The sequence below is a fragment of the uncultured Microbulbifer sp. genome (assembly GCF_913055755.1).
Lineage (GTDB): Bacteria > Pseudomonadota > Gammaproteobacteria > Pseudomonadales > Cellvibrionaceae > Microbulbifer.
In genome coordinates this window covers 37,484-63,607 of the sequence record NZ_CAJXKH010000003.1, presented here as the reverse complement: position 1 = coordinate 63,607, position 26,124 = coordinate 37,484, and the positions used below count along the sequence as shown (strand labels likewise).

Annotated in this window: 22 protein-coding genes; 11 read left to right on the top strand and 11 right to left on the bottom strand. The window is 59.3% G+C overall.

Annotated features, from left to right (window positions below; translation table 11 throughout):
• Nucleotides 1-164: 164 nt before the first annotated feature.
• Both QZ511_RS01430 and QZ511_RS01425 read left to right on the top strand, forming a co-directional pair.
• Complete coding sequence (locus QZ511_RS01430; protein WP_295797870.1) at nucleotides 165-1,262, top strand: hypothetical protein; 1,098 nt, start codon at nucleotides 165-167, stop codon at nucleotides 1,260-1,262.
• Nucleotides 1,263-1,323: 61 nt separating this feature from the next.
• Entirely contained in the window at nucleotides 1,324-2,070 is a 747-nt protein-coding gene (locus QZ511_RS01425; RefSeq protein ID WP_295797867.1) for an SIMPL domain-containing protein, read from the top strand.
• 65 nt (nucleotides 2,071-2,135) lie between these two features.
• Here the strand turns inward: QZ511_RS01425 and QZ511_RS01420 are convergent, their stop codons facing one another.
• From QZ511_RS01420 to QZ511_RS01410, 3 genes are all read right to left on the bottom strand, one after another.
• A complete protein-coding gene (locus QZ511_RS01420) occupies nucleotides 2,136-3,467 on the bottom strand; it encodes an amidohydrolase family protein (protein WP_295797864.1) in 1,332 nt (443 codons plus the stop codon).
• A gap of 129 nt (nucleotides 3,468-3,596) precedes the next feature.
• Nucleotides 3,597-6,440 carry a pitrilysin family protein gene (locus tag QZ511_RS01415; protein WP_295797861.1) on the bottom strand — a complete coding sequence of 948 codons (2,844 nt, stop codon included), beginning with the start codon at nucleotides 6,438-6,440 and terminating at the stop codon, nucleotides 3,597-3,599.
• A gap of 158 nt (nucleotides 6,441-6,598) precedes the next feature.
• The gene (locus QZ511_RS01410) at nucleotides 6,599-7,675 is read right to left on the bottom strand and encodes a Glu/Leu/Phe/Val dehydrogenase dimerization domain-containing protein (RefSeq protein WP_295797858.1); all 1,077 of its coding nucleotides are present in this window, start codon (nucleotides 7,673-7,675) and stop codon (nucleotides 6,599-6,601) included.
• A gap of 353 nt (nucleotides 7,676-8,028) precedes the next feature.
• On the opposite strand from QZ511_RS01410, the gene QZ511_RS01405 reads away from it, so the two are divergent.
• The 6 genes from QZ511_RS01405 (at nucleotide 8,029) to QZ511_RS01380 (ending at nucleotide 14,609) form a co-directional block, all read left to right on the top strand.
• The gene (locus tag QZ511_RS01405) at nucleotides 8,029-9,981 is read left to right on the top strand and encodes a VacB/RNase II family 3'-5' exoribonuclease (protein ID WP_295797855.1); all 1,953 of its coding nucleotides are present in this window, start codon (nucleotides 8,029-8,031) and stop codon (nucleotides 9,979-9,981) included.
• A gap of 350 nt (nucleotides 9,982-10,331) precedes the next feature.
• Nucleotides 10,332-11,804, top strand: a complete 1,473-nt coding sequence (locus QZ511_RS01400; RefSeq protein ID WP_295797853.1) for an aminoacyl-histidine dipeptidase — start codon at nucleotides 10,332-10,334, stop codon at nucleotides 11,802-11,804.
• 111 nt (nucleotides 11,805-11,915) lie between these two features.
• Nucleotides 11,916-12,383 carry a Cys-tRNA(Pro) deacylase gene (ybaK, locus tag QZ511_RS01395; RefSeq protein ID WP_295797850.1) on the top strand — a complete coding sequence of 156 codons (468 nt, stop codon included), beginning with the start codon at nucleotides 11,916-11,918 and terminating at the stop codon, nucleotides 12,381-12,383.
• 124 nt (nucleotides 12,384-12,507) lie between these two features.
• Nucleotides 12,508-12,828 carry a YceK/YidQ family lipoprotein gene (locus QZ511_RS01390; RefSeq protein ID WP_295797847.1) on the top strand — a complete coding sequence of 107 codons (321 nt, stop codon included), beginning with the start codon at nucleotides 12,508-12,510 and terminating at the stop codon, nucleotides 12,826-12,828.
• 124 nt (nucleotides 12,829-12,952) lie between these two features.
• Nucleotides 12,953-13,942, top strand: coding sequence for a recombination-associated protein RdgC (rdgC, locus tag QZ511_RS01385; protein ID WP_295797844.1), 990 nt, complete (start codon nucleotides 12,953-12,955; stop codon nucleotides 13,940-13,942).
• A 130-nt stretch (nucleotides 13,943-14,072) separates the two neighbouring features.
• Nucleotides 14,073-14,609, top strand: coding sequence for a DUF4136 domain-containing protein (locus tag QZ511_RS01380; protein ID WP_295797842.1), 537 nt, complete (start codon nucleotides 14,073-14,075; stop codon nucleotides 14,607-14,609).
• 80 nt (nucleotides 14,610-14,689) lie between these two features.
• Here QZ511_RS01380 and gndA read toward each other — a convergent pair whose 3' ends face one another.
• A complete protein-coding gene (gndA, locus tag QZ511_RS01375) occupies nucleotides 14,690-16,213 on the bottom strand; it encodes an NADP-dependent phosphogluconate dehydrogenase (RefSeq protein ID WP_295797839.1) in 1,524 nt (507 codons plus the stop codon).
• A gap of 261 nt (nucleotides 16,214-16,474) precedes the next feature.
• Between gndA and QZ511_RS01370 the strand changes: the two genes are divergently transcribed.
• The 3 genes from QZ511_RS01370 to QZ511_RS01360 all read left to right on the top strand — a co-directional run bounded on the left by QZ511_RS01370 (nucleotide 16,475) and on the right by QZ511_RS01360 (nucleotide 18,791).
• Nucleotides 16,475-17,233: an alpha/beta hydrolase gene (locus QZ511_RS01370; protein ID WP_295797836.1), complete on the top strand. Its 759-nt coding sequence runs from the start codon at nucleotides 16,475-16,477 to the stop codon at nucleotides 17,231-17,233.
• 91 nt (nucleotides 17,234-17,324) lie between these two features.
• Entirely contained in the window at nucleotides 17,325-17,786 is a 462-nt protein-coding gene (locus QZ511_RS01365; RefSeq protein ID WP_295797834.1) for a PPC domain-containing protein, read from the top strand.
• A gap of 9 nt (nucleotides 17,787-17,795) precedes the next feature.
• Nucleotides 17,796-18,791: a mechanosensitive ion channel family protein gene (locus tag QZ511_RS01360; protein ID WP_295797831.1), complete on the top strand. Its 996-nt coding sequence runs from the start codon at nucleotides 17,796-17,798 to the stop codon at nucleotides 18,789-18,791.
• Between the two features lie 8 nt (nucleotides 18,792-18,799).
• Here QZ511_RS01360 and QZ511_RS01355 read toward each other — a convergent pair whose 3' ends face one another.
• From QZ511_RS01355 to hemH, 7 genes are all read right to left on the bottom strand, one after another.
• Nucleotides 18,800-19,807 carry a tryptophan--tRNA ligase gene (locus tag QZ511_RS01355; protein ID WP_295797828.1) on the bottom strand — a complete coding sequence of 336 codons (1,008 nt, stop codon included), beginning with the start codon at nucleotides 19,805-19,807 and terminating at the stop codon, nucleotides 18,800-18,802.
• Between the two features lie 121 nt (nucleotides 19,808-19,928).
• Complete coding sequence (locus QZ511_RS01350) at nucleotides 19,929-21,047, bottom strand: DUF3524 domain-containing protein (protein ID WP_295797826.1); 1,119 nt, start codon at nucleotides 21,045-21,047, stop codon at nucleotides 19,929-19,931.
• Between the two features lie 63 nt (nucleotides 21,048-21,110).
• Nucleotides 21,111-22,004, bottom strand: a complete 894-nt coding sequence (locus QZ511_RS01345) for an NAD(P)-dependent oxidoreductase (RefSeq protein ID WP_295797824.1) — start codon at nucleotides 22,002-22,004, stop codon at nucleotides 21,111-21,113.
• Between the two features lie 37 nt (nucleotides 22,005-22,041).
• Nucleotides 22,042-22,842 carry an undecaprenyl-diphosphate phosphatase gene (locus tag QZ511_RS01340; protein ID WP_295797821.1) on the bottom strand — a complete coding sequence of 267 codons (801 nt, stop codon included), beginning with the start codon at nucleotides 22,840-22,842 and terminating at the stop codon, nucleotides 22,042-22,044.
• A gap of 72 nt (nucleotides 22,843-22,914) precedes the next feature.
• Nucleotides 22,915-23,628 carry a tRNA (adenosine(37)-N6)-threonylcarbamoyltransferase complex dimerization subunit type 1 TsaB gene (tsaB, locus tag QZ511_RS01335; RefSeq protein WP_295797818.1) on the bottom strand — a complete coding sequence of 238 codons (714 nt, stop codon included), beginning with the start codon at nucleotides 23,626-23,628 and terminating at the stop codon, nucleotides 22,915-22,917.
• 168 nt (nucleotides 23,629-23,796) lie between these two features.
• Complete coding sequence (locus QZ511_RS01330) at nucleotides 23,797-24,570, bottom strand: hypothetical protein (protein ID WP_295797815.1); 774 nt, start codon at nucleotides 24,568-24,570, stop codon at nucleotides 23,797-23,799.
• 493 nt (nucleotides 24,571-25,063) lie between these two features.
• The gene (gene hemH, locus QZ511_RS01325; RefSeq protein WP_295797812.1) at nucleotides 25,064-26,080 is read right to left on the bottom strand and encodes a ferrochelatase; all 1,017 of its coding nucleotides are present in this window, start codon (nucleotides 26,078-26,080) and stop codon (nucleotides 25,064-25,066) included.
• Nucleotides 26,081-26,124: the final 44 nt, after the last annotated feature.

Sequence of the window (26,124 nt, the reverse complement as noted above, 5' to 3'; positions counted from 1 at the left end):
AACACCTCCTTTGCGGGATTACAATCCCGGGACTTCATTCAAGTGGCCACTTTAGCCACTACAGACCAAGTTACCAGAGCGAAATGTACCAAAAATACTATCGACAATTTTTACAGGCCGCCCAAAAAGCAGCCTCACCCCAGTGCGACCTGCCGGTTTTGCACATGGCATGCCACTCTCACCACTATTGGCCGGACGCTACCCTGGACGCGGTCAAGGACTACTGGCAGGACGCCGCGCTGATGGCGGATACCAAGTGGGACAAGATCTTCGGTGAAAAAATACCCACCTTCCAGCGGGAGATCGCCAGGGTATTGAATTTGCCGGCACCAGAGCAGATTGCACTGGCACCCAATACCCACGAGCTGGTGTACCGCCTGATCAGCAGCTTCGACCTGAGCCAGCCCCTGCGGGTCCTCACCACGGATGGCGAATTCTACAGCTTTGCCCGCCAGTTGCTGCGCCTCGAAGAGCTGCCCAACGTGGAAGTGGTGCGCGTGCCCACCCAGCCCTTCGCCACCCTGCCCCAGCGCTTTGAGCAGGAACTGGTGAATGGCAATTACCAGTTGGCCTACGCCAGCCTGGTGTTCTTCGATTCCGGCATCGTATTCCCGCAACTGCTGAAAATTGCAGCGCGCAAACCGGACGCCACACAGATGGTTATCGACGGGTATCACGGATTTTTTGCCCGCCCCATCGATCTGTCGGCGATCGCGGACAAGGTATTCTTCACCGCCGGTTCCTACAAGTACCTGGGGGCGGGTGAAGGCATGTGTTTTATGAGCGTTCCGCGCGGCTGCACCCTGCGACCACTGAATACCGGCTGGTTTGCGGAAATGGCACAACTGGAAAACCGCAGCGAAGGCGTCGGCTTCGGCAACGACTGGCTGCGCTTCGCCGGCGCCACCATGGACTATTCCCCCCTGTACAAGGCACTGGCGGTACTCGCTCTGTTCGAAAACCAGGGCATTACCGTGGACAGGATCCACAGCTATGTACTGAGCAACCAGCAGCGTTTTCTCGCCGCCATGGACACCGCTGACCACCCGCTGTTCAACCGTGGCAATCTGCTTTACCACGACCTGGAAAATGGCCACGGCCATTTCTTCACTTTCCACTGCGGTTCTGCAGAAAAGGCCGGACAACTGCAGGAGGAGTTGCGTCTAAAACACGTTCTCTGTGATCGACGCAAACATCTGCTGCGCCTGGGCTTCGCGATCTATCATCCGGCGGAAGAGACATTCGAGCGGCTGTTCACGTGATATTCATCTTTACACCCCCACAATAGACCGCGATGTATCACTGGCAATACAAGGATTCGCCATGAATAAAACGATCAAACTGTTTCCCACCGTACTGTTCGCAAGCCTGCTCGCCACTACCGCGGGCTGCGGCAATGACATCAACGGTTCCAAACCTTCCGGCACGCTGATTTCCATTTCTGCCCAGGGAGAAGCGAGCCAGGCGCCGGATACTGCGGCTATTTCCGCCGGCGTGGTTACGGAAGCGGAAGAAAGCAAAGACGCCATGCAGGCCAATGCCGAGCAGATGGAAAAGCTGATGAAGGCCATCAAAAAGGCCGGCATCGATGAAAAGGATGTACAGACCAGCGGTATCAGCCTGATGCCCCGTTACAGTTATCCGGATAATTCTGCGGGCAGTCCGAATCGCCCCGAGCGCCAGATCACCAGTTACATTGCCCGCAATACCGTCAGCATTACCGTGCGCAAACTGGACGACCTGAGCGAAGTCATCGATGCGATGACCGCGGCGGGTGCCAACCAGATCCACGGCCCCAGCTTCTCTATTGGCGAACCGGAACCGCTGCTTGCCGAAGCGCGGGAAAAGGCCCTGCAGCAAGCGCGGGCCCGCGCCGAGTCCTACGCAAAAGCACTGGATACCAAGGTGCGCCGTATCGTCAGTATCTCCGAGGGCAGTCACGGCGGTATGCCCCGGCCGATGATGCGCGCGGAAATGGCCGCGGCCAAAGACAGTGCAAGCACGCCGATTGCACCGGGAGAGACTACCGTTTCCGTGAATCTGGAACTGGTTTTCGAACTCGAAAAATAGGAACCGGAATACTCTGGTCCGCAAACAAAAATCCCGGCTACTGCCGGGATTTTTGTTGCCAAGATTTATTCAGGTTGCTTGTAAATCTCGCCGCCCTTCATCACAAACCGCACCCGCTGCAGCGTGGTAATGTCCTCCAGCGGATTGCCCACCACCGCCACAATGTCCGCCCACTTGCCGGGACTGATGCTGCCGAGCTCATCCTGCGCATTCAGCAGATGTGCCGCATTCCAGGTTGCCGCGCGAATCGCATCAGCCGGCGCCATCCCCCCTTCCACCATCAACGCGAATTCCCGGGCATTATCGCCGTGACGGCTAACCCCGGAGTCGGTGCCAAACGCAATATTCACACCGGTACGATAGGCGCGACCAAAAGTATCCTGCAGTAGCGGCCCGATCGTCGCCGCCTTGGTGCGTACCATTTCCGGGAAAAAGCCGTCAACCGCAGATTTTTTGGTAACCCACTCCCCCGCCATCAGCGTCGGCACATACCAGGTATCGTGCCGCTTCATCAGCGACATGGTTTCATCGTCCATGTAAGTACCGTGCTCGATGGAGTCCACCCCGGCGCGAATGGCCCGCTCCATCCCCTCCTGGCCATGGGCGTGCACCGCCACGGTATAGCCATAATCCTTTGCGGTGGCCACGACGGCCTCCAGCTCGTCGTCCATAAACTGCGGATTCTGGCCGCTCTTGGCCACACTCAGCACCCCTCCAGTGGCGGTGATCTTGATCAGGTCGGCGCCGTCTTTGTAGCGCTGACGCACCGCCTGGCGGGCACTGGCGGGGCCATTGATCACCCCCTCAGCCGGACCGGGGCTGCCCATCAGGCTGTGGCGGTAACCGTTGGTGGGATCCGCATGGCCGCCGGTGGTGGCGATAGCCTTACCCGCGGTAAATACCCGTGGACCCGGGATATCGCCACGCTTGATGGCATTGCGCAGACTGATGGTGACATTGCCGCTGTCGCCGAGATCGCGCACCGTGGTAAAGCCGGCCATCAGGGTGCGCTCGGCGGTATTGACCGCGCGCAGCGTGTAATCCGCCGGGTTCCAGGAAAAGGTTTCGGTGTAGGTACGCGGGCCGTATTCATAGGCCAGGTGGGTGTGCATGTCCATCAGGCCGGGGAGCACGGAGAAAGTGCGCAGGTCGATAACCCGTTCGCCGTCGCGATGGTTGAAGCCGCGCTCGACCGACTCAACCTTGCCATCCACGATGTGTACCGTGCGCTTCTCCAGCAGGCGACCGGACTCACTATCGAACAGCCAGCCGGCCTGAAGTGCGAGGTTTTCCGCCTGCGCCCAGCTCCCCCACAGGGCCGCCACGGCGATATACGCCAACCGGCAAGCGAAGTTGGAAGTCTGACGAAGTCTGGAAGAGATGCGCGATGCGGTCATGGTCGCCCCATACTCACTCGACAGGACAGCGGGCCGATTGGCCCGCCGAACGCCGGTGTATTGTTGCTATTTTTCAGGAAAGAGGCGGCCAATTTACCGCATCTACCCCAGACAGCAACAGTGAGGTCGTCATTCTTTTCCGGGCAAAACCTCGACCGGTCCGAGATCCAGTGCCTCAATTTCCTTCTGGATCTTGCTCAAATCCCCCACAACCACCCAGGTGAACTGCTCGGGAGCAAGATTGGCCTTGGCCGCGGCCTCTACCCCCTCTTTGGTCAGTGCACTGACCCGCTGGGGGTATTCGGCAATATATTCTGGTGGCAGGCCCTTCTCCCGCTGCCACGCAATACTCGACAGCAACTGGCCCTTGGTCTGGAACTGCGCGCTCTGCTTGAGCAATTCATCATCCCGGTAGTCCGCGAGCTCCTCTTCCTCCACCGGGCGGCTGGACAGAAAAGCCTGATACTCTTTCAGAATCTCGCTCATGGCCTGCGCGGTCTTGTCCGTCTGCACCGGGGCAAACACAATATAAGGGCGCTGCCCCTGCGCATCCATGGATACTGCGCGCGCACCGTAAGACCAGTGCTTTTCTTCCCGCAGGTTCATATTGAGACGGGAGGTAAACTTGCCGGCGATGATGGACGCCATCGCATCAAAGGCCTCGGCCCCCTCCGGCTTCCAGGGCGGCATCACCAGACCGGCCATGATGTAACTCTGCTGCGCCCCGGGGCGGTCCAGCAGAAAGATGCGCGAATTTTCCGGGCGCGCCACTTCCGCCAACTGCAGTTCCGGCAGCGCCTCTCCCGGCGCCTTCCAGCCACCCAGGGTTTCATTCAGCAGGCCCTTGATTTCCTCCTTGGTCACATCCCCCACTACGGTGAGCATAGCGTTGTCCGGGCGCAGCCAGGTGTTGTGGAAACTCACCAGGTCATCACGAGTGATGGATTTGATCGCCCCGACGGTACCGGAACCGGTCAGCGGTGCGCCGTAGGGATGGTCCTTACCGTATAGCAGCGGTGGCAACTCCCTCATTGCCAACCCCTGGGGTTGGGACTCCTCCTGGGCAATGGAATCCAGCCAGTTGGACTTGACCCGCACCAGGTCCTGTTGCGGAAACGCCGGACTGGAGATCACGTCGCGCAACAGTTCCAGCGACGGCTGCAACTGGGTTTTCAATGCGGTGAGATTGAGGGAGTTGTAATCCAGGCCGCTGGCGGCGCCGATACTGGCCCCGAGTTCCTCCTGGCGGGCACTGAATTCGAGACTGTCGTAACTGCCCGCCCCCTCACTCAGCATACGCGCCACCACCGAGGCAAGCCCGGGCTGCTCACCGTCCGCCGATGCGCCACTGCGATACTGCAGGCTCATGAATACCACCGGGGTGTCGTGGCGCTCCGCCAGCACCACCCTGAGGCCGTTGTCGAGGGTAAACGCCTGTTGCTCCGGCAGTTCCAGTTCAACGGTTTTATCGATGGCGGGCAGCTTGCTGCGATCTACGTCTTCACCGCTTACCGCGTATTTATCCTCGGGCTTGATGATCAGGGTGTAGTGCTCCGGGCGCAGCCATTTCTGGGCCACATCCTGGACTTCTGCGGCGGAAACTTTGGCGTAATCTGCCAGCCCGTTTACCAGTGCCCCGGGATCGTCGTAATAAAACTGTGAGCGCGCGAGAATATCGCTCTTGCCGCCAAATCCACCGATTTTCTCCAACCCTTTCACCAGGCTGGCAAATTCGCTCTGTTTGATGCGGCGGATTTCTTCGGCGCTGACCCCGGACTTGGCGAAGGCTGCCAGCTCTTCATTCAGCAGTTTCTCCACCTTTTCCAGCGACTGCCCGGGCTTTACGTCAACGATGACAAATAGCTGCCCCGCCAGCTGCCTTCCGTAGTAAAAGGCACTGACGCTGGTGGCGACCTGCTCGTCCCGCACCAGGCGGCGGTACAGCAGCGAGTTTTTGCGATTGGCCAGCAGCGAGGTGAGAAGATCGAGCGCATTTTCCTCATCCGAGCCAATGGCCGGGACGTTCCATATATAGTAAATACGGGTCTGCGGCACCTGGTCGGTTGTGACTTCGCGCTTGTTCACCTGGGTCGGCAGCTCCCAGTTTTTCAGTTTTGGCGGCACCTCGGTGCTGGGAATATTGCCGAAATACTGCCGGGCCTTGGCCATCGCCTCTTTTACCGATATATCCCCGGCAATCACCAGAATGGCGTTGGCCGGCTGATAGTAGTCGGAGAACCACTTTTTCACGTCTTCCAGGCTGGCGCGGTCCAGATCTTCCATCGAGCCGATGGTAGTCCACGAGTATGGATGGTCCGACGGGAAGGTAGCCTTGGCAATCATTTCGAATGCCTGGCCGTAGGGCGCATTTTCCGACTGGCGCTTTTCGTTTTTCACTACATCCCGCTGCTCATCCAGCTTTTCCTGGCTGATGGCACCCTTGAAGTGCCCCATGCGGTCAGACTCCATCCACAGCGCCATATCCAGCGCGCCCACCGGCATGGTTTCAAAGTAATTGGTGCGGTCGTTGTTGGTGGTGCCGTTCATGTCGGTGGCACCGGAGCGTTGAAACGGCTCGAAATACTCCCCGGGGAAATTCTCCGAGCCATTGAACATCAGGTGCTCGAACAGGTGGGCGAAGCCGGTTTTGCCGCGGGCTTCATCCTTGGAGCCCACCTTGTACCAGATATTGATGGCGACAACCGGCGCCTTGCGATCCTCGTGCACGATGACCGTCAGGCCGTTTTTGAGGGTTTCCTTGTGGAACGGGATTTCCAGCTTTGGCGCCTCGACATAGGCCTCATTGCCGCGGGCTGCGGTCTTGCTGCTTGCCGCCGCCTGCTTGTCGACGCTCAGTGCGCGGTGCTTGTCGGTATCTTCGGCAGTGGGGTCGGGGCGGCTGCAACCGCAGATCAGGGCGGAGGTCAAAAGGGCCAACACCGCCAGGCGGCAGGAAGCACTGCGCATTTCCATTGTCAGTTATCCTGAATATTGCGTAGAAAAAGGCGAAACATCGCGGAGCAGTGCGTTCGCCACTCGCTCAGGAAAAAAGTGTAGGCAAAAAAAACGGGCGCCGTAGCGCCCGAAGAATACCTCACAGAGAGACGATTACGTCAAAAGGCAAATCTCATTCACGCCGCCGCGGAATCGGCATCACCCAGGGCATCTTTATGCCCGAAGCGCTCTTCGGCGATGCGGTCGGCAATGTGGGCAGTGGTTTCACCGGATTCGTCTGCACGCTGGAAGATTTCCTGCATGGTGGTGCCGATGGTCTCGATGTGCTGCTTCACCTGCTCCGCGTTGTATTCACCCAGCTGCTGGTAGTAGACATCGATAATGCCGCCGGCGTTGATCACATAATCCGGCGCGTACAGAATGCCCTTGTCGCGCAGAATTTCCGCATGACGCGCTTCTGCCAGCTGGTTGTTGGCCGCGCCGGCAATAGCGCCCACTTTCAGGCGACTGATAGTGTCGTCGTTCAGGATCGCGCCCAGTGCACAGGGGGCGAACAGATCCACGTCCAGTTCAAAAATCTCTTCCCCGCTCACCGCAGTTGCGCCCAGTTCATTGACTGCGCGATCGACGTTGTCCTGGAAGATATCGGTCACGAACAGTTCCGCACCCGCTTCTTTCAGCAGTTTGGCGAGACGGAAGCCGACATTGCCCACGCCCTGGATGGAAACCTTGAGGCCGGTCAGATCGGTGCGCCCCCAGCGGTGCTCAGCTGCAGCCTTGAGGCCCACGAATACGCCGTATGCGGTAGAGGGAGAGGGGTCGCCGCCGTGTTCCTGACCGGCAATCACACCGGATACATACTCGGTGCGCTCGCCAATAATCTTCATATCTGCAACGCTGGTGCCGGAGTCTTCCGCAGTGATGTAGCGGCCACCGAGGGTGTTGAGGAAGTCACCCATGGCGCGCAGCAGCTCCGGGGTTTTCTCTTTGCGCGGGTCGCCGATAATCACGGACTTGCCGCCACCCAGCTTGAGGCCGGCCATCGCAGACTTGTAAGTCATGCCGCGGGAGAGGCGCAGCACGTCGTTCAGGGCTTCACTGTCATCGGCATAGGGCCACATGCGACAGCCACCCAGCGACGGGCCGAGGTTGGTGTTATGTACTGCGATAATGGCTTTCAGACCGCTTTTGGCGTCGTGATAGAAAGCGACTTCTTCGTGATTATCGTAGGCAGGATGGGAAAAAACACTCATAAACATTCCTCTCCGGAGGCCGATTTTGCGGCAGCGTCGGCTTCCACCAATTTTGTCGGTTTCACCCGCCGTCGCGACTTATTCTAGAGACCTAAGAATATATCCACCCATCCAATAAAGACATTGCGATCTTTGCGTAATAGCGACAAAAGACGCTAGATTCATCCTAACTATTGGCAAATATTAGGATGCGAAAGCCGTAAATAACCGAAAGATACCAGTGGTCACACTTTGACCAGCGCATTTGGAGACAGCGACCACCAGCCCCAATTCACTCTCCCCGCGACTGCGTCTGGCCTGTCATGGTCCGTCTGGTAGAATCCGCGCCCAAACAGACCCACAGAGATTGATTCATGCTCAATGCCGATGCTCTCAAGCAGCTCACGCAGCTCAAGTCCGATATCCGTTCCACCAAAGAATTCGCCGACGGGCGGGTGCGCGGCAGTAGTGGCAAATTCGGTTTTGTGGCACTGGACGATGGTCGCGAGGCTTTCCTGCCGCCGGCGGAAATGGATCGGGTATTTCCCGGTGACCGGGTGCGCGTCAGCCTGACCGAAGAAGACAAGGGCAAGCTGTCGGCAGAACTCGACAGCCTGATCGAGTCCGAACTCAAATATCTGGTGGGCGAGTACGTACAGCGGGGCCAGGGCCATTTTATCCAGCCCAGCAACCAGGGGCTGTCGCGCTGGATATTCCTCCCGCCGAAGGCCCGCGCCAAAGCGCAGCCCGGCGACCTGATTGCCTGCACCATCACCCGCCACCCATTCAAAGACGGCAAGTCCCAGGCGAAAGTGGAGAGCGTGATTGGCAAGCCCGATGCAGTGGCTATCGAACACGCCTTCGTGGTGGCCCAATACCAGCTGCCCAACCAGTTCAGTGACGCGGCACTCAAGCAGGCACAGGACATCCCCGCACAGCTGGAAGCCCTGTGCGCAGAGCGCAAGGATCTGTCCGAGCTGGACTTCGTCACCATTGATGCCGAATCCACCCGGGATATGGACGACGCCCTGGCAGTTACCGAGTCCGGCGACGGCTGGACCCTGCACATCGCCGTGGCCGACCCTTCCAGCCTGATTACTGCCGCTAGCCCGCTGGACAAAGACGCGCGCAAACGCGCCAACAGCGTGTACCTGGCCGGTGAAACCCTGCCCATGCTCCCTGCCAGCCTGTGTGAAAACAGCTTTTCGCTGGTCGAAGGTGAACTGCGTCCGGCACTGGTAATGCACGTAGAAGTCGGTAGCGACGGTGCGCTCAATGGCTTCGAGTATGAATTCGCCGCAATCCGCTCACGACACAAGCTCAGTTACGCGCAGGTTGCACGTTTTATTGAAGGCGACGACAGTGCCGTGCCGGAGAGTCAGCACACCAGCCTGCGCCTTCTTGACGCACTTAGCAGTGCCCGCGCCGGGTACCGCGCCGGCCACTCCCTGGTAATGGAAGATCGCCCGGACTACGAACTGATTCTGAACGCCCAGCGCAAGATCGAACGCATCGAAAAGCAGGAGCGCTCTGCGGCTCAGCGCATGGTAGAAGAAGCCATGCTGGCCACCAATATCTGCGCCGGTGACAAACTCGCACAACTGGGCGGCGGCTGCTTTTCTATTCACCTGGGGTTCCGCGACGAGCGCATGGGAGAAATCCGCGCGCTGCTGAAGGAAGTACTGCCGGAATACGCGGAGCAGGATCTGCACCAGCAGGAAAATTACCTCAAGCTGGTCAAGGAGCTCGAATCCCACAGCGAACCGGAAATGCACAATATTCTGGCGGTGCTGAAACGCATGCTGCGCCCGGGCGAGCTGAGTGCAGAAGCGGCCCCGCATCTCGGCCTTGGCCTGCCCCACTACGCCACCGTCACCTCGCCGATCCGCAAGTTCAACGACCTGCACAACCACCGTGTCCTGCGCGCAGCGCAACAGGGCGAAGCCTTGCCTGCTCTCGGTGACAGCGAAGCCCTGCAGCAGAGCGTCAGCACCGGCCGCCAGGCAGACCGCGCGCTGCAGCAGTGGCTGTACTGCCAATTCCTGGAAGGCAAAGTCGGTGAGATATTCAACGGACAGATCACCCTGGTAAACGGCGCTGGTATCGGCGTGCGCCTGGACGACAACGGCATCAACGGGTTTGTGCGCTTCAACGCCAAGAAGAACCCGTTTGAGTTCGATGGCAAGCGCCTGCTGATCACCCGCGGCGAAGAGCGCTTCCAGCTGGAGCAACGCGTACAGGTAAAGGTCAGCGCCGTGGACACCGGCAAGCGCCGCATTGCGTTCGAGCTCGTCAACCAAGAAGAGACTACGGCAAACGCCGATTAACGCACCGATACATAAAGCCTTCATACTGTTCACTGTGTTGAACTCTCGGCGAAGGTGCCGCTACCGGGTACAGCTTTGTGAGACCTTCACCGCCATGGATGGCGGTGCAGAGCCCCCAGGGATGGGTTTACGGCGTGTCTCACAAAGCTGTACCCGGTAGCGGCACCGCCTCGGTATAGAGCAAGGCTGTACCCGCTATCGCCACCTTCACAACAGGCCCGCGTGCATTAACGTGAATTGCATCGCCCTTAGTACCAACACTTTCCCGAGACTACACTTCCAGCCCCGGGGCCATAAGCCACGGCGGCTATCACCGGTCATTACCTTTGACCCAGATACAAGGAAATTCCATGTCGAATATTGCTGAACTGAACCCCACTCCCCTCTGGAAGCACTTTGCCAAGCTGTGCGAAATCCCGCGGCCGTCCAAGCACGAGGAAAAAGTGGTGGCCTATATCCTCGATTTCGCCAAGGCCCGTGGACTCGAGGTAAAACTGGACCAGATCGGCAATGTCATCATCAAGAAGCCCGCCACCCCGGGCATGGAAGACCGCAAGATCCTGGCAATGCAGAGCCACGTGGACATGGTGCCGCAAAAGAATGCCGACACCGACCACGACTTCCTCACCGATTCCATCAAGCCCTATGTCGACGGCGAGTGGGTGACCGCGGAAGGCACCACCCTGGGTGCGGACAATGGCATCGGCGTTGCGGCGATTCTCGCGCTGCTGGAATCCACCGACATTCCCCACCCGGCGCTGGAAGCCCTGCTGACCATTGACGAGGAAGCGGGTATGACCGGCGCCAAGAACCTGCACCCCGGCCACTTCGAGGCGGAGCTGCTACTGAACCTGGATACCGAGGATGAAGGTGAACTCTACGTGGGCTGTGCCGGCGGTGTGGACATCAATGCCGCCCTGCCCTACACAGCGGAGGCGCTACCGGCAGGCCACAAGGCATTCAAGCTCAGCGTGCGCGGTCTGCGCGGCGGCCATTCCGGTCTGGATATCGACAAGGGCCGCGGCAATGCCAACAAGATGGCCAACCGCATTATCGATGCGGCGCAAACCGAATTGACTTCCCTGCGCATCGCCAGCCTCGACGGCGGCAGCCTGCGCAATGCGATTCCGCGCGAGTCCTTCAGCGTGGTTACCGTGCAGGCCGACCAGGCCGCGCGCCTGATGGAAATCGTCCTGCAGGAAACCGCGGTGATCAAGGCCGAGTTCGACAACGAGCCCAAGCTGGAAATTGCCCTGGACGAAACCGAGCAGCCCGCAAGCGTGATGGACGCCGCCAGCCAGCAGAAGCTGGCGTGGGCACTCCGCGCCTGCCCCAGCGGTGTTGAGCGCATGAGCACGGACCTGGAGGGCATTGCCGATACCTCCAACAACCTGGCCCGTGTGGTGACCGAAGAGGAAAACGGCCAACACCGGGTGCGCTTCCAGTGCCTGGTGCGCAGCCTGTCCGATAGCGCCCGCGACCAGCACGGCCTCAACGTGGCCGCGGTGTTCCGCTTGGCGGGAGCGGAGGCCTCCCTGGACAACGCCTACCCGGGCTGGACCCCCAACATGAAATCACCGCTGCTGGCGTTGATGAAAGATGTGTACAAGGAAATGGAAGGCGAGGAGCCGGAAGTGAAGGTCATCCACGCCGGCCTCGAATGTGGCCTGCTGGCCAAGCCCTATCCGCACTGGGATATGGTGTCCTTCGGCCCCACCATCCGCCGCGCCCATTCACCGGAAGAACGGGTGCATATCGAAAGTGTGGGGAATTTCTGGGAGTACTTCCTGAAAGTCGTGGCTGCGATACCGGCAAAACACTGAGTAAATTACTGTCACCACTTCCCCAAAGCCCGGCGATATTCGCCGGGCTTTTTTGTATTTGGCGGAAATTCAGGGGAGAATTACCGCAGATTGGAAAACAATGGACTGACAATGACACCGGCGATCAATGCGGCGAAAAAAGCAAAAGTAGCGCACACCATTCACCAGTACACCCACGACCCCGCCGCCACTTCTTATGGACTTGAAGCCGCGGAAAAACTGGATGTCCAGCCTGAACAGGTATTCAAAACCCTGGTGGTACAACTGGACGGGAAGCAACTCGCTGTGGCCATTATTCCCGTGGACGCACTACTCAATATGAAACTGATTGCCAGTGCCGCGAAAGCCAAGAAAGCCGGAATGGCCGACAAACAGGATGTGGAAAGAACCACGGGCTACGTGTTGGGCGGTGTCAGCCCTCTGGGCCAGAAAAAAAACCTGCGTACATACCTGCATACGACTGCGCGCGACATGCAGACAATCTACGTCAGTGCCGGTCGCCGCGGCCTGGAAATTGAACTATCTCCGGCAGATCTGCTCTCACTGACACAAGGCACATTCGCAGACCTCTGCCTGTAAGCGATCTGCAGGCCACCATAAGGAACATGTGCCCGACCTAAAGCAGTCACTTTTTAAGCTAAACGGAACCTCAATAGCCCCGACAGCAGGCTGTCATAAATTCCACAGAAATAATGAGATCTCCATGAAACAACTTCTTGTTTTGCTCACCCTGTCCCTCCTGTCCGGTTGCGGCACCTTCACCACCCTGACGCATTCGGACGCAGAGGTTGCGGAAAACCTGAAACAGCAAAATACGCACTGTGAATCCCTCCCGCGGGTATACAGCGGTGTTGCCTACAATATGTGCAAAATGAATTCCACCGGCAACCATATCTACTTCGATCTGCAGCTGGGTTTCTACCTGTTCGACAGCGTATTTTCCGCTGCAACCGACACCGTGGCGCTGCCCTTTACCGCCTATGCCCAGAGCAAAGAGGGCAACCTGCTGCTGACGGAGCGATGACCCGGAAGGTCACCCTGTTCAACATTAGTGTGACCGACGAGGCCGGTGTTTACACTGGCCCCCAACCGCCCAAATCCGCATAATACCCGGCCGCTTTTTACTTACCGGACTGGCAGCCTGATCTATGTGGTTCAAGAACCTGCGCGTTTACCGCCTCACCCGCGACTTCCCCCTCTCCGCTGAAAAATTGAACGAACTGCTGGAGCCCGATGCCTTCACCCCCTGCGGCAGCCAGGATATGGCCCGCTATGGCTGGGTACCGCCCCTGGGACGCCACGGCAGCGAGCTGGTGCACGCCGCCAACGGCTATCTCATGGTGTGTGCCAAGAAGCAGGAAAAGGTGATTCCCGCAGCGGTGGTCAACGAAAGGGTCGAGGAAATGGCCCAGGCCATTGCCGACAAGGAGGCCCGCAATGTGGGCCGCAAGGAACGCCAGAACCTGAAGGATGAGGTGCTGCTGGAGATGCGCCCGAAGGCCTTTGCCCGCTCGCGCCTGCAGTATGCCTATATCGACCCCAAAGACGGCTGGGTTGTGGTCAACGCCTCCTCCGCCAAGGCCGCGGAAGAACTGCTGGAGAACCTGCGCGAAGCGATCAGCAGCCTGTCGGTGGTGCCGCTAGCGGCAAAGAATATTCCCCAGCAGTCCATGACCCACTGGCTGACCGCCCCGGAAGCGCCGGCCAACTTCGAATTCGGCCACGAGTGCGAGCTGCGCGATCCCCAAGAGTCCGGCAGCGTGATCCGCTGCAAAAACCAGGACCTGTGCGCGGAGGAAATTCACAATCACCTGGTAGCCGGCATGCAGGTGCACAAGCTGGGCCTGGTCTGGCGCGACGGCGTCGAACTGATGGTGGACGACCAGCTGGCAATCAAACGGCTCAAGTTCAGTGACGCGGTGACGGAAAAGGCCGACAACGTGGACGCGGAAAACGCCGCCCAGCGCTTTGATATCGAGTTCTCGGTAATGACCCTGGAGATTTCCGCCCTGCTCAAAGACCTGCTGGCGGCATTCGGCGGCGTGAATACCGATACCGCCAGTGTCGAGGAAATCGTGGCTCGCGCCGCCCGCGCAGACGCCGAACAGCTCGCCGCGGAAGTAGAAGAAGTATTCTGACCGCCCGGGGCAACCTGACTAGCGGGTTCCAGGACTACTTCCGTGCCATTCCCGAGCTAAGCTGATTTAGGCGACGCCTGCAACGTGGGCGCCCCTGAAACTGAAGCGAAGTCCACACCGGGAATGGCCTATGAACATCTGGCGCTCAATAGCTGTATCCATCCTGCTGCCACTGGCCCTTGCAGGATGCGCGGGTACCACCAGCACAGCATCCTCTTCCGCCCTCAGCCAGTACCGGACCTTCGGGTTTGTCCCGGCTTCCGGCAGTAATGGCCGCGCCATGGCCCTGGCCCGCTCCGAGGTTTCGGAGCAATTGATGGCCCGCGGCATGACCCCGAGCAAGACCCCGGATGTACTGGTCAATGTCCATGTGCACGCGGAGCGACAGGTCAAGTCGAGACAGAGCTACAACCTCGGGTTTGCCGCGGCGCGCTATCCCTACCTGGAGGAGTACTACAAATCCCTGCCTCCGGGCTACCACGCCGATTTCAACCAGTACACCGCAGGCCACCTGACGATCGATTTACTGGATGCCCGGCAGCGCAAAGTGGTGTGGCGCGGACGCGCGCAAAAACCCATCACCCGCAAGGTACTCGACAACCCGGAGCGGGCGGTGGACCAGGCGGTAAATGATGCCTTCCGTACTTTCCCGGCAAGAGCCCGCTGAACCGCTAGCCGCTCAGCGAGATTCCACGGGAAGGTTACCCATAAAAAAACGGCCGCAACAAAGCGGCCGTTTTTGTGGGATTACTTGATCCTGACAACCGGGCGCCCCGGCTTGCTCCAGAGCACATGATATTTTTCCTGCTCCGGGCGATCGGTACGGGAAAAGGTATGTGCACCGAAAAAGTCCCGCTGCGCCTGCAACAGGTTCGCCGGCACCGATTCGCGGCGGAAGGCATCGTAGTAACTGAGCGCAGAGGACAGCGCCGGTACCGGAATACCGCCGATGGTGGCATCGGCTACCGCGCGACGCCAGTTGCCCTGGTTGCTGGCAATCTGCTCGATAAAGAATTCGTCCAGCAACAGGTTGGAGAGCTTGGTATCCCGCTCGTAAGCGTCACTGATGGACTGCAGGAAAACCGCGCGGATAATACAGCCGGCGCGCCAGATCCTGGCGATTTCGGCAAAATTCAGTTGCCAGCCCTGCTCGCGGGCAGCAAGTTTCATCAGGTCGAAGCCCTGCGCATAGACACAGATTTTGGCGCAGTAGAGGGCGTCGTGCAGCTGTCCGATCACCTCCTCCCGGCGCTCCTGTGAAACCGGCGTCACCGCCGGCCCGGCCAGTTTTTTCGCCGCGCGGGTTCGCAGTACCTTGCGGGTCGAGAGTGAACGGGCGAACACCGCCTCGGCGATACTCGGTGCCGGGCACCCTACTTCCAGGCTGCTGACCGCAGTCCACAGACCGGTCCCCTTCTGCCCGGCGCGATCCAGAATCACGTCCACCAGCGGCTGGCCGGTTTCGGAATCCACGGTGTCCAGCACATCCGCACTGATATCGATCAGGTAGCTGTGCAGCACCCCCTTGTTCCACTCGCGGAATACCGCGGCGATATCCTGCGGTGACATTTCCAGGGCGCTGCGCATCACGTCATACACTTCGCAGATCATCTGCATATCCGCGTACTCGATGCCGTTGTGCACCATCTTCACAAAGTGCCCGGAGCCGATGGGACCGATATAGGCCGCGCAGGGCTCACCCTCTTTAACCGGGTTGCCCGGCTCAAAGCGCTCGATGGGCTGGCCAGTGGCGGGATCCACTTTTGCCGCAATGGCGTGCCACACCGGTTCGATCCGCGCCCAGGCGTAGGGGTCGCCGCTGGGCATCAGTGACGGTCCAAACCTGGCGCCCACTTCGCCACCGGAAACGGCAGTTGTGAAGAAAATCAGTTTGCCCTCAAAGCGCTTGCAGCGCTCCACCGAGTCCGTCCACAGGCTGTTGCCGGTGTCGATCACGATGTCATCCGCCTGCAAGCCGGCGTCCAGCAGCTTGTTGCACACATCATCTACCGGCGCCCCCGCAGGTACCGAGAGGACCACCAGGTGTGGCGCCTTTACCCGCGAGAGAAGTTCCGTATAGGAGTTGCAGACTTCCACCCGTGGCGGCTGCTCGCCGCGTTCCTGGGCGTCCTGTTCGACTAGCGCTTCCAGACGACTGTGGTCCAGGTCGAAGGCGCAGACACGGTAACCATTGTCCGCCAGGTTGAGGATCAGGTTTTTCCCCATGACTCCCGCGCCAATAAAACCGATATCGCACAGTGAATCTGTCATCTATGTCTCCAGTTGAGTGGTACTGCTTCAGGCGCGCGGAGTATAGCAATCTGCAGCCGTCCCCGGGAGGCGAATACCGCATCAGGCAGAGGTATGCTGCGCGGTGGATCCCGCTCGAGCTAAAGGGAGGGGAAAGCCCGCAGGTTGCCGGCGCGGCAATCCCCGCTACAATCGCGCTGACAACTTCTGTTCCCGCAGCGCTTGTCATTACACTTGAGGCGGAAGTTATCCCTGTTTTGCCCCGGAACGAGAGAACAACCCATGCAGACAACCACTATTGCGGCCCTGGCGCTGGCGCTGATGAGTTCGACATTCGCGGCTACCGCTCCGGCGGCGCCCGCTCCTGCGAGCTCAGAAACCGGCGCGGAAGAAAAATCCAGCTGCGTGATCCTGTTGCACGGCCTGGCGAAGTCCGGCAGCTCCATGGAAAAACTCGAATCTGCACTGGAAGATGCAGGGTACACACCGGTGAATGTCAGCTACCCGTCGACGGATTTCCCCATCGAAAAACTCGCCGGCCCGGCCATAGCGCCGGCGCTGGACCAGTGTCAGGGGCACGACCAGGTCAATTTTGTCACCCACTCCATGGGCGGCATCCTGGTCAGGCAATACCTGAGCCAGGTCAAGATTGAAAACCTGAAGCACGTGGTGATGCTGGGTCCCCCGAACCGGGGCAGCGAAGTGGTCGACAAGCTGGGCAGCTTTCCCGGATTCCATTTTATTTTCGGTGACGCCGGGCTGCAGTTGGGCACCGGGGAAATGAGCGTGCCCAACAAACTGGGGGCGGCGACCTTTGATGTAGGCATCATTGCCGGCACCCGCAGCATCAATCCCATCCTGTCCACCCTGCTGCCGCAGGAGGATGACGGTAAGGTCACCGTAGAGCGGACCAAGCTCGCAGGCATGCACGACCACCTGAAGATGCCGGTGACCCACGTGTTCATGATGAAAAACCGCAAGGTCATCGATCAGGTGATTCACTACCTGGAACACGGAAAATTCCTGCGGCAGACAGAGTAACCGGCCGGGTTGCACTCTCCCTGCTCCATGCGAAAACAATATGGGCGCCACAGCGGACTACACTGAATAGGAACCCGATTCAGGAGCGCCCGTGAACAACACTGCCCGGAACCCCAACAACCGGCTGCGGACATTCTGGCTGTTGCCGCCCCTGTTGCTCTGCTCCCTGGTGGCTGCACTGGCAGCGTCGCGCAATGATCAGCGCAGCGAACGCATACTGTTCGCAGACAGCGCCGGCCCCATGCAGCAGGGAGCCGCAACGGTTTCCGCATCCATTAGCGGTCACGGGTCGGTCACCTATCTTGTGGACGCCCGCACCGGCCAGTCCCTGGCCATCCAGCTGTCCAGCAGCAATGCGCACAGTGGCCTGCGTATCACCGCACCGGCGGCGCCGCGGGCACTGCACAATGGTGCCGGCAGCCATCCACAATTTTCCGGCGTGCTGCCCCGTGACGGCACCTACCGCATCAGGGTATTCCTCACCCCGGATGCCGCCGACAACGACGAAGTTGCGGATTTCTCCCTGAATATTCGCCTGAAGAACCCGGGCTGAGTGCCGACCATGGGCAAAGGCCAGTCCGCAGAGGCGCCCACCGGCTCCAAAGAACAGATCAATGCCGACCTTGACCAGGCGATCACCCAGGTGGATAGCTGGGTGGATGGCGCGATCCGGTTGTTACCAAATATCTGCGTCGCCCTGGTGATCCTGCTGGTTTTCTACCTGATTGGCCAACTGAGCCGCCACCTGATCTCGAAACAACTGACCCGCCGCGACAGAGCCAATCTCGGCGACGTTCTCGGCAGTCTGGTCAAATGGAGCCTTGTGCTGGTGGGCTTTTTGCTGGCGGCCACTATCGTGATGCCCAGCCTGAAACCGGGGGACCTGGTAGCTGGCCTCGGAGTCGGCTCAGTGGCCATCGGGTTTGCCTTCAAGGATATCCTGCAAAACTGGCTCGCGGGCCTGCTGATCCTGCTGCGGCAACCTTTTGAAGTGGGCGACCAGGTAAAGGTGGGCGAATTTGAAGGGACGGTATACAGGATAGAAACCCGCGCCACCCTGATCGACACCTTCGACGGGCAGCGGGTTGTCATTCCCAACAGTGATATCTACACCAACGCCATTGTGGTCAGCACCGCCCACAGCAGCCGCCGCTCGGAATACGAGGTGGGCATTGGTTACGGGGATAATATTGGCGATGCCTGCGAGATTATCCGCGCAGCGGTGACCGGGGTGGACGGCGTGCTGAAAGACCCCGCTCCCGAGGCGCTGCCCTGGGAACTCGCTGCCAGCTGGGTAACCATCCGCGCGCGCTGGTGGACCCTGAGCAAACAGACGGACATCACCCACACCAGATCCAAAGTGGTTCACGCCATCAAGGAGGCACTGGACGCGGCCAATATCGATATGCCATTTGAGACCCAGGTACACCTGTTTCACAACCAGACAGACGATTCAGATCAAGACCCGGGCCGGCGCAGGGAGGGGTGGCCGGCCATGGGGACAAGAGTCCCCACAGCCGGTGATGTGCCGGGGCAGAATAATACCCCGGAAAAATGATAGGAGTATCAACCGATCTTGCGGATGCCGACGGCCTCGCGCAGGGATTTCAGCAGCGGCGCTGAATAGGCACGGGCCTTCTCCGCCCCCTTTTCCAGCTCGGCTTCAATCTGTGCGGGGTTGGCCAGCAATTCTTCGTAGCGCTCACGGGCTTCACCGATCTGGTCGTTGATCAGTTCAAACAGCTGCTTCTTGGCTTCGCCCCAGGCAATCCCCTCGGCAAAGGCTTTGCGCATCTCCGCGGTCTGTTCCTGGGTGGCGAATGCCTGCCAGATCTGGAACACGGTAGAGGTCTCCGGATCTTTCGGTTCGCCCGGTTCCAGCAGGTTGGTCTTGATCTTGTTGATGTGCTTCTTGAGTTTCTTTTCCGGCAGGAACAGCGGAATGGTATTGCCGTAACTCTTGCTCATCTTGCGCCCGTCCAGCCCCTGCAGTACCGCCACATGGTCATCGACCACGGCTTCCGGCAGCGCAAAGTGCTCGCCGTAATGGTGGTTGAAACGCTGGGCGATATCCCGGGCCATTTCGATATGCTGGATCTGGTCCTTGCCCACCGGCACCTTGTTGGCATTGAACATCAGGATGTCGGCGGCCATCAGAATCGGGTAACTGTAGAGCCCCATGGTGATGCCGAAATCGGAGTCCTCGCCGTCGGCGCGATTGGCGTCCACCGCAGCCTTGTATGCGTGGGCGCGGTTCATCAGGCCCTTGGCGGTCATGCAGGTCAGCAGCCAGGTGAGCTCAGGGATCTCGTGAATATCGGACTGGCGATAAAACACCACGTTATCCGTATTCAGGCCCAGCGCCAGCCAGGTAGCGGCAATTTCCAGCGTGGACTGGTGTACCTGCGCGGGATCGTGGCATTTGATCAGCGCGTGGTAGTCTGCCAGAAAATAAAAAGACTGGTTGTTCTCTTCCTGGCTCGCGGCAATCGCCGGACGGATTGCTCCCACATAGTTGCCGAGGTGGGGAGTGCCGGTGGTAGTGATGCCGGTAAGTACGCGCTGCTTGCTCATGGTTGCTGGTAAATTCCTTGGTAATCCCGAATTCGCCGTTCTGGCGCCGCTGTCGAAGGGTATGGGTAGCGATGAAAACGCCCTCACCCATACCATTGATCAGGGGCGCATGATACCCGTTTCAGGGCGACGATTGTACGGTCAGGCCGCCGCACTGCGCGAGCAGCGCCCGGTATTCTTCGCCCATGGATCCCCAGCTCAGCGAGGAGACATCCGGCACCCGGGGAAGCTCCCCCGCGAGTACCCGCCGGGCACATCTGAGCATGGCCGCGCTCAGGTTGGCGGCACAGGATTCGACATCGTCGGAACAGCGCCAGCCGCCGCGACCGAACCACTCCGGGTAGGCCAGACTGTCGGGCACCAGCGGCTCACAGCCGGCTGCCACCGCTTCCAGCGTGGACAGCCCCTGGAAATCATGGCGCGCGGTGGAAATGACCCCGTGACTGGCAGCCAGCAGCTGGCGGTATTCGTCCAGGTTCTCCCGGTACCCCCATGCTCCCAGCGCCCCCAGCTTGGCCAGGCACTTCTTGATTTGCGCAAACTCAGCCGGTTGCCGCCGAAACTGCTGCCCGACGACGTGCAGGGTAAAGGGAATACCCTCGCGACCGAAACGTCGCAATGCGGCCAGCAGGATATCCGGCCCCTTGTCATACTCCCAACGGTGATTCCAGACAAAGGTAGGCCCGGCGGCTTTTTCTGTTGCGGGCTGGAACACCGCCGCTTCCAGTGGCACCGGCAACACCCGGGACTTGTCCGCGATTTCCTGGCAGACGCCCCGGGGAACATGGTCGGGGAAACGGTGCAGCAGTTCGGCAGCCCCCTCCAGCAGGGTGCTGCGATTGTATTCGGAGTTGAACAGGACCAGATCGCCACCCAGCGCGGTGTATATGTTGAGTAACTGCGGTTCGATACTTTCCACCGCAGCCTCGCTGCGGGGATAGTCAAACTGGTTTTCGTGGAAATAGACCGCGGTCGGCACCGGCGCAATTTCGGGCACCAGGCCCCGCAGCGCGGTGAGGTCGGTCATGGAAGTAGCGACGATAAGATCCCACGGCTGCCGCAGAATGTCTCTCGTCTCTCCCCTGCCCCAGGAAAGGCTGTTGCCGCGGATCCGCCAGCTGAAATATCGCGGCGGCAGGCTCAGCACGGTCCACTGCCACTCCGGGATGGCCGCCACCAGGCCGCGCCGCCAGCGTTTGTGGCTGTCGGCATCATAGGCGGAAAGCAATAAAACTCGCACGGGGACGCACTCGGATTATTTGAGAAGTGGCTGCACCGGGCAGAGCCGGTGCAGCGCTGTAGATCAGTCCCTGGGGGAATCAAAATCCCGCAGGTTGGTAAGGCGGGCAAACAGACTGGAGGTATCCCAGCGCGCCCCGCCGAGGGCCTGGACCTCGCTGTAGAACTGGTCCACCAGCGCGGTTACCGGCAACAGCGCACCGTTGCGCTGGGCTTCATCCAGCACAATACCCAGGTCCTTGCGCATCCAGTCCACGGCAAAACCGTGTTCATACTCTCCTGCCAGCATGGTCTTGTAGCGGTTCTCCATCTGCCAGCTCTGTGCGGCCCCCTTGGAAATCACCTCGACCACCTGCTCGCCGTCCAGCCCGGCAGCCCTGGCGAAGTGCAAGCCTTCAGCAAGCCCCTGCACCACCCCGGCGATACAGATCTGGTTGACCATTTTGCACAGCTGCCCACTGCCCACTGGTCCCAACAGGTTCACCGCGCGCGCATAGCAGTCGATCAGTGGCCGCGCGCGCTCGAAGTCCGCCTGCTCACCACCCACCATCACGGTCAGTGCGCCATTTTCCGCACCGGCCTGACCTCCGGATACCGGCGCATCAAGAAACGCCACCTGTTGTGAGGCAGCCACCTGCGCCAGCTCGCGGGCTACATTGGCAGAAGCCGTGGTGTGATCCACAAACAGGGTGCCGGCACGCATACCCGCAAAGGCACCCTGCTCGCCCACCGTCACCTGACGCAGGTCGTCATCATTGCCCACACAGGCAAATACCACTTCTGCCCCACTGGCCGCCTCCTGTGGCGTCGCGAAGGCTTCGCCGGCATATTCCTGCAGCCAGTCCCGGGCGCGACTGGCGGTGCGATTGTAAACCCGGACCTGGTGCCCCGCCCTGGCGAGGAAACCCGCCATCGGGAAACCCATCACGCCGAGACCAATAAATGCCACTGTTGCCATGTCAAAACCTCATTTGGCCAGATACCTGAATATGAAATTAACCGATCCAGATCAACAGGATCAGTGCCGCACCGAGTAACAGGCGGTAAATCGCAAACGGTGCCATGCCGATGCGGCTGATAAACTGCAGGAAAAAGTGAATGCACAGGTAGGCACTGATACCGGACAACACCAGCCCGAACAGAATGTCGCCCCAGGGTACATTCTGGGTTTCCAGCAACTCCAGTGTCAGCAACAGGGCGCTGAGCGCAATAATCGGAATCGACATCAGGAAGGAGAAACGTGCGGCGGCCTCCCGCTTCATCCCCAGCATCAGGCCCGCGGTCATGGTAATACCGGAGCGGGAAGTGCCGGGGATCAGGGCAATGGCCTGGGCACAGCCGATCATCAGGGCCTTTTTCCAGTTCAACGCCGGCAGACCTTGCAGGCGCTTTCCATGTACATCCGACCACCACAGCAGAATGCCGAACACAATGGTCGTCACGGCGATTACCGCGGACGACCGCAGGTGGGTCTCGATAAAGTCCTTGAACGCCAGCCCCGCAAGACCAGCGGGTATCGTTGCCAGCACGATCAGCCAGGCCAGGCGCCCTTCATCGCTGAAGTTGCCATCGCGGAATCCGCCCAGACCATCGCGAATAAGCAGCCAGACATCCTTGCGGAAATAGATCAGTACCGCAATCAAAGACCCAAGATGAACGGCAACATCAAAGGCCAGCCCCTGGTCCGGCCAGCCCAGGACCTGGTTCGGCAGAATCAGGTGGGCGGAACTGGAGATGGGCAGGAATTCCGTAAGCCCCTGGGTCAGGGCAAGAATGATGATCTGAATGATTTCCACAAATCGGCTTCCATTGATTCTTATTTGATCTACAGACCGGGGGTTACTGCACCTGCCCGGAACCGGTTCCGGTCAGCGAGAGCGAATTCGTTCGCGCTTTTTCCAGGTCACTTCATTGCGCAGATAAATGGGTTCGAGTTCGGCAGCAGAAATGCACTGATTGTCTGCCCACAGCCCCGCCGCCAGCTCAACGATGTCGCGGGCGTGAATATCGCACTCCGGCAGGCGCTCGTTAAAGTTGATCCTGTCCAGGGATTCGTAGTGCAAACCGGGACCGGCGGCATAGATGGGCATATCCCCCGCGCCAGCCAGATTCGCCTCGGTCATAGCCGCAACTACCTGATCCGGGCTGGACACTGCCTCCGGCAACAGGCTGACATGCGGCGCGTCGGAGCGATATACCCCCCAGTACACTTCCTGCATTCGGGCATCCAGAACCGAAAGTACCGGCGCTTCGCGCCAGTGCGGATTGCTGCGCACCGCACCCGCAGCCATCGCCGCCAGGCTGGAAACCGGTACTACCGGAAGATCCGCTGCAAAAGCCAGGCCCTGGGCGCAACTGATCGCTATGCGCAAGCCGGTAAATGAACCGGGCCCGCGGCTTACCGCCAGCGCATCCAGTTGCGACAGACGGATTCCCCCCTCCACCAACACCTCGTCCACCATCGGTAACAGACGTCTGGTGTGATCCCGCTCCGCCCGGAAAAACCGTTCACAGACTACACCGTCATCGTATAGGGCGGCGGAACAGGCGCCGGAGGTGGTATCGATGGCGAGAATTCTCAATGGAATGACCTGTGGCTGAGCTGGTTGGCATGGGATCGAATACTGAAGGTGCGAATTGTGGCACGCTTCACGACAAACGCAACTGCGATCACATGAAACGCAAAACCCCGGCAGAAGCCGGGGTTTGCTCGTATAGACCTCCGGAAGCCGGGGGCGGGGCTGTCGTTGTCAGGATGCCTTCTTCGGTGGGCGACCGCGGCGGGCGGACTTCTTGGGTGCGGACTTCACCTTTTTCGTCGCAGCCTTCTTGGCGGTGGTTTTCTTCGCGGTGGCCTTCTTCGCCGCAGCCTTCTTCGGGCGACCCGGGGATTTCTTGGCCGCGGACTTTTTCACCGCTTTCTTTTTCGCCGCCTTCTTCGCCGCCTTTTTGGCTTCCACCTTGGCTTTGGCTGCGGCTTTCTTCTCTATCGCCTTGGCTTTGGCTGCAGCCTTCTTCGCTGCCGCTTTCACTTTGGCGTCGGCCTTTTTCTCCGCCACTTTGAGCTTCTTGGCATCGGCTTTGGAACGGGTCTTCTTCCAGCGGCTTTCAAATGCCTTCAGGGCCTTTGCCAGCTCCTGTTCGGCCTTGGAAGACAGGGTATCTGCCATATCGGAAAGCTTCTTCTTCGCCGCCTCTTCCGCATCGCGCACCGCATCCATGGCACTGGCTCTGGCCAGCTCCATCTTCGCCTTGGCGACCTTGGCCCGCTGCTCGCGCAATTTCGCGTTGGCACTCGCCAGAGATTTCTTTGCCGCTGCGGTATTGCTCTTCTGCACCCTCGCGCGCGCCTTGCCCACCCGGTCCAGCTGGGCGTCCAGCGCTTTTGCCGCACTATCTACGGCCTTCTGGGCCTTGCTAACTATGGGTGAAGCGCCACCTGAAGCCGGGCTTTTGGCGACCCGCTTCGGCGCCTTTCTGGTTGTACGTTTCGCCGCGGCCTTTTTCTTCGCTACTCGTGCCATCCCTTGTCTCCTCTTTCTCTATATAAAAGAAGTGATTCTGAACACCGAAATATGCGCCTGAAGGAAATTGACGAAGAACCGGTTTACCGAGGCTGAATAATTAGCCTTGCTTGCCAACTCCCTGGAACGCAGGACTACTGCATAAAAATCCCGATGCCTGATTCCGGTGCCAAAAGGAAGTCTGGAAACCTTTGTGGGATATCCAGAATGGAAACTCTGTAATCCCGACTGGACTCCGTTTTCAACTTCGCGTGCTTCGCAACAATCGCCACCAGGTAGAAACATCAGGTAAGCCCAGCCATAAAAATGACACGGCTGTATCAAACTTAATTAAAAAACAGGGGTTTGCAAGAAAAAACGCAGAAAAATAACCGGATTTTGATAAAAAAATGGGATTTTCGGCCCCAACCAGCAAAATTCAGGAATTTGCGGCGCGGAATAATCGGAAATTCCCTCCACAGGAAATTTCCGGGTTCGAGTGTATACCCGTTATTTATTTTTTCAGAAATCCCGCCGGCAGCTGCTCGAGGGCTATCGTGGCGAGCGCGGCAATGTGGTCTTCGCGCACATTCAATGCGGGGATATAGCGGTATTCGTTCCCCCCCGCCTCGATAAAATTAGCGCGATTCTCTACTGCGATTTCCTCCAGGGTTTCCAGGCAGTCGGCAGAAAATGCCGGACAGATCACATCCACACTGGAAACGCCGTTCCGCCCCCACTCCACCAGGCTCTTGTCGGTATAGGGCTGCAGCCATTCCGCCTTGCCAAACCTGGACTGGAACGTAATTTCCCAGCGGTCACGGGGTAAAGACAGCACCTCCGCCAGCCGTTCTGCGGTAGCACAACACTGCTGGTAATAGGGGTCACCCTTGCGGGTATTCGCTTTGGGGATTCCGTGGAAAGACATCATCAGCTTTTCTGCCTGTCCGTGTGCCTGCCAGTGCTCGCGCACCGAATTCGCCAGCGCTTCGATATATCGCGGGTGGTGCCAGTACTCATGTACCACCCGGATATCCGGAATATTTCTTTCTGCGCGCATGATGTCCGCAACCTGATCGTAAATCGCGCCAGTAGTGGTGGCGGAATACTGAGGGTAAAGGGGAATCACGGTAAAGGAGTCCACTCCGCGCTGGCGCAAATCCGCAATCCTGCGGGACAAACCCGGTTCACCATAGGTCATGGCGTAGGTAACCGTCACTTCCGCCGCATCGGCCCCAACTTCCTGCAAGGCTTGCTGAACCCCCTCGGCCTGCCGCCGGGTGTAGTAGGCAATCGGCGACCCGGCAACCTGCTCGCCATCGAGGCCCCGATTCCAGATTTCGGCGTAGGCCGGCGCAATCCGCTTGGGGCGCGCCGGCAGCACAAACAGGTTGAGAATCAATTTCCAGATTGGAGCCGGTATTTCCACTACCCGGGGATCGGATAGAAACTCCCGCAGAAACGTCCGCACTGCATCGGCAGTCGGTGCTGCAGGGGTACCCAGATTCATCAAAATGATCGCGTGAGACATATTTCTGCCACCTCCAGCTTTGCTGCCCGGGTGCAATTGACAGT

Coding starts and splice junctions, on each gene's coding strand:
- QZ511_RS01430 (WP_295797870.1), top strand. CDS start 165: ATGGCATGCCACTCTCACCACTATTGGCCGGACGCTACCCTGGACGCG.
- QZ511_RS01425 (WP_295797867.1), top strand. CDS start 1,324: ATGAATAAAACGATCAAACTGTTTCCCACCGTACTGTTCGCAAGCCTG.
- QZ511_RS01420 (WP_295797864.1), bottom strand. CDS start 3,467: ATGACCGCATCGCGCATCTCTTCCAGACTTCGTCAGACTTCCAACTTC.
- QZ511_RS01415 (WP_295797861.1), bottom strand. CDS start 6,440: ATGGAAATGCGCAGTGCTTCCTGCCGCCTGGCGGTGTTGGCCCTTTTG.
- QZ511_RS01410 (WP_295797858.1), bottom strand. CDS start 7,675: ATGAGTGTTTTTTCCCATCCTGCCTACGATAATCACGAAGAAGTCGCT.
- QZ511_RS01405 (WP_295797855.1), top strand. CDS start 8,029: ATGCTCAATGCCGATGCTCTCAAGCAGCTCACGCAGCTCAAGTCCGAT.
- QZ511_RS01400 (WP_295797853.1), top strand. CDS start 10,332: ATGTCGAATATTGCTGAACTGAACCCCACTCCCCTCTGGAAGCACTTT.
- ybaK (WP_295797850.1), top strand. CDS start 11,916: ATGACACCGGCGATCAATGCGGCGAAAAAAGCAAAAGTAGCGCACACC.
- QZ511_RS01390 (WP_295797847.1), top strand. CDS start 12,508: ATGAAACAACTTCTTGTTTTGCTCACCCTGTCCCTCCTGTCCGGTTGC.
- rdgC (WP_295797844.1), top strand. CDS start 12,953: ATGTGGTTCAAGAACCTGCGCGTTTACCGCCTCACCCGCGACTTCCCC.
- QZ511_RS01380 (WP_295797842.1), top strand. CDS start 14,073: ATGAACATCTGGCGCTCAATAGCTGTATCCATCCTGCTGCCACTGGCC.
- gndA (WP_295797839.1), bottom strand. CDS start 16,213: ATGACAGATTCACTGTGCGATATCGGTTTTATTGGCGCGGGAGTCATG.
- QZ511_RS01370 (WP_295797836.1), top strand. CDS start 16,475: ATGCAGACAACCACTATTGCGGCCCTGGCGCTGGCGCTGATGAGTTCG.
- QZ511_RS01360 (WP_295797831.1), top strand. CDS start 17,796: ATGGGCAAAGGCCAGTCCGCAGAGGCGCCCACCGGCTCCAAAGAACAG.
- QZ511_RS01355 (WP_295797828.1), bottom strand. CDS start 19,807: ATGAGCAAGCAGCGCGTACTTACCGGCATCACTACCACCGGCACTCCC.
- QZ511_RS01345 (WP_295797824.1), bottom strand. CDS start 22,004: ATGGCAACAGTGGCATTTATTGGTCTCGGCGTGATGGGTTTCCCGATG.
- QZ511_RS01330 (WP_295797815.1), bottom strand. CDS start 24,570: ATGGCACGAGTAGCGAAGAAAAAGGCCGCGGCGAAACGTACAACCAGA.
- hemH (WP_295797812.1), bottom strand. CDS start 26,080: ATGTCTCACGCGATCATTTTGATGAATCTGGGTACCCCTGCAGCACCG.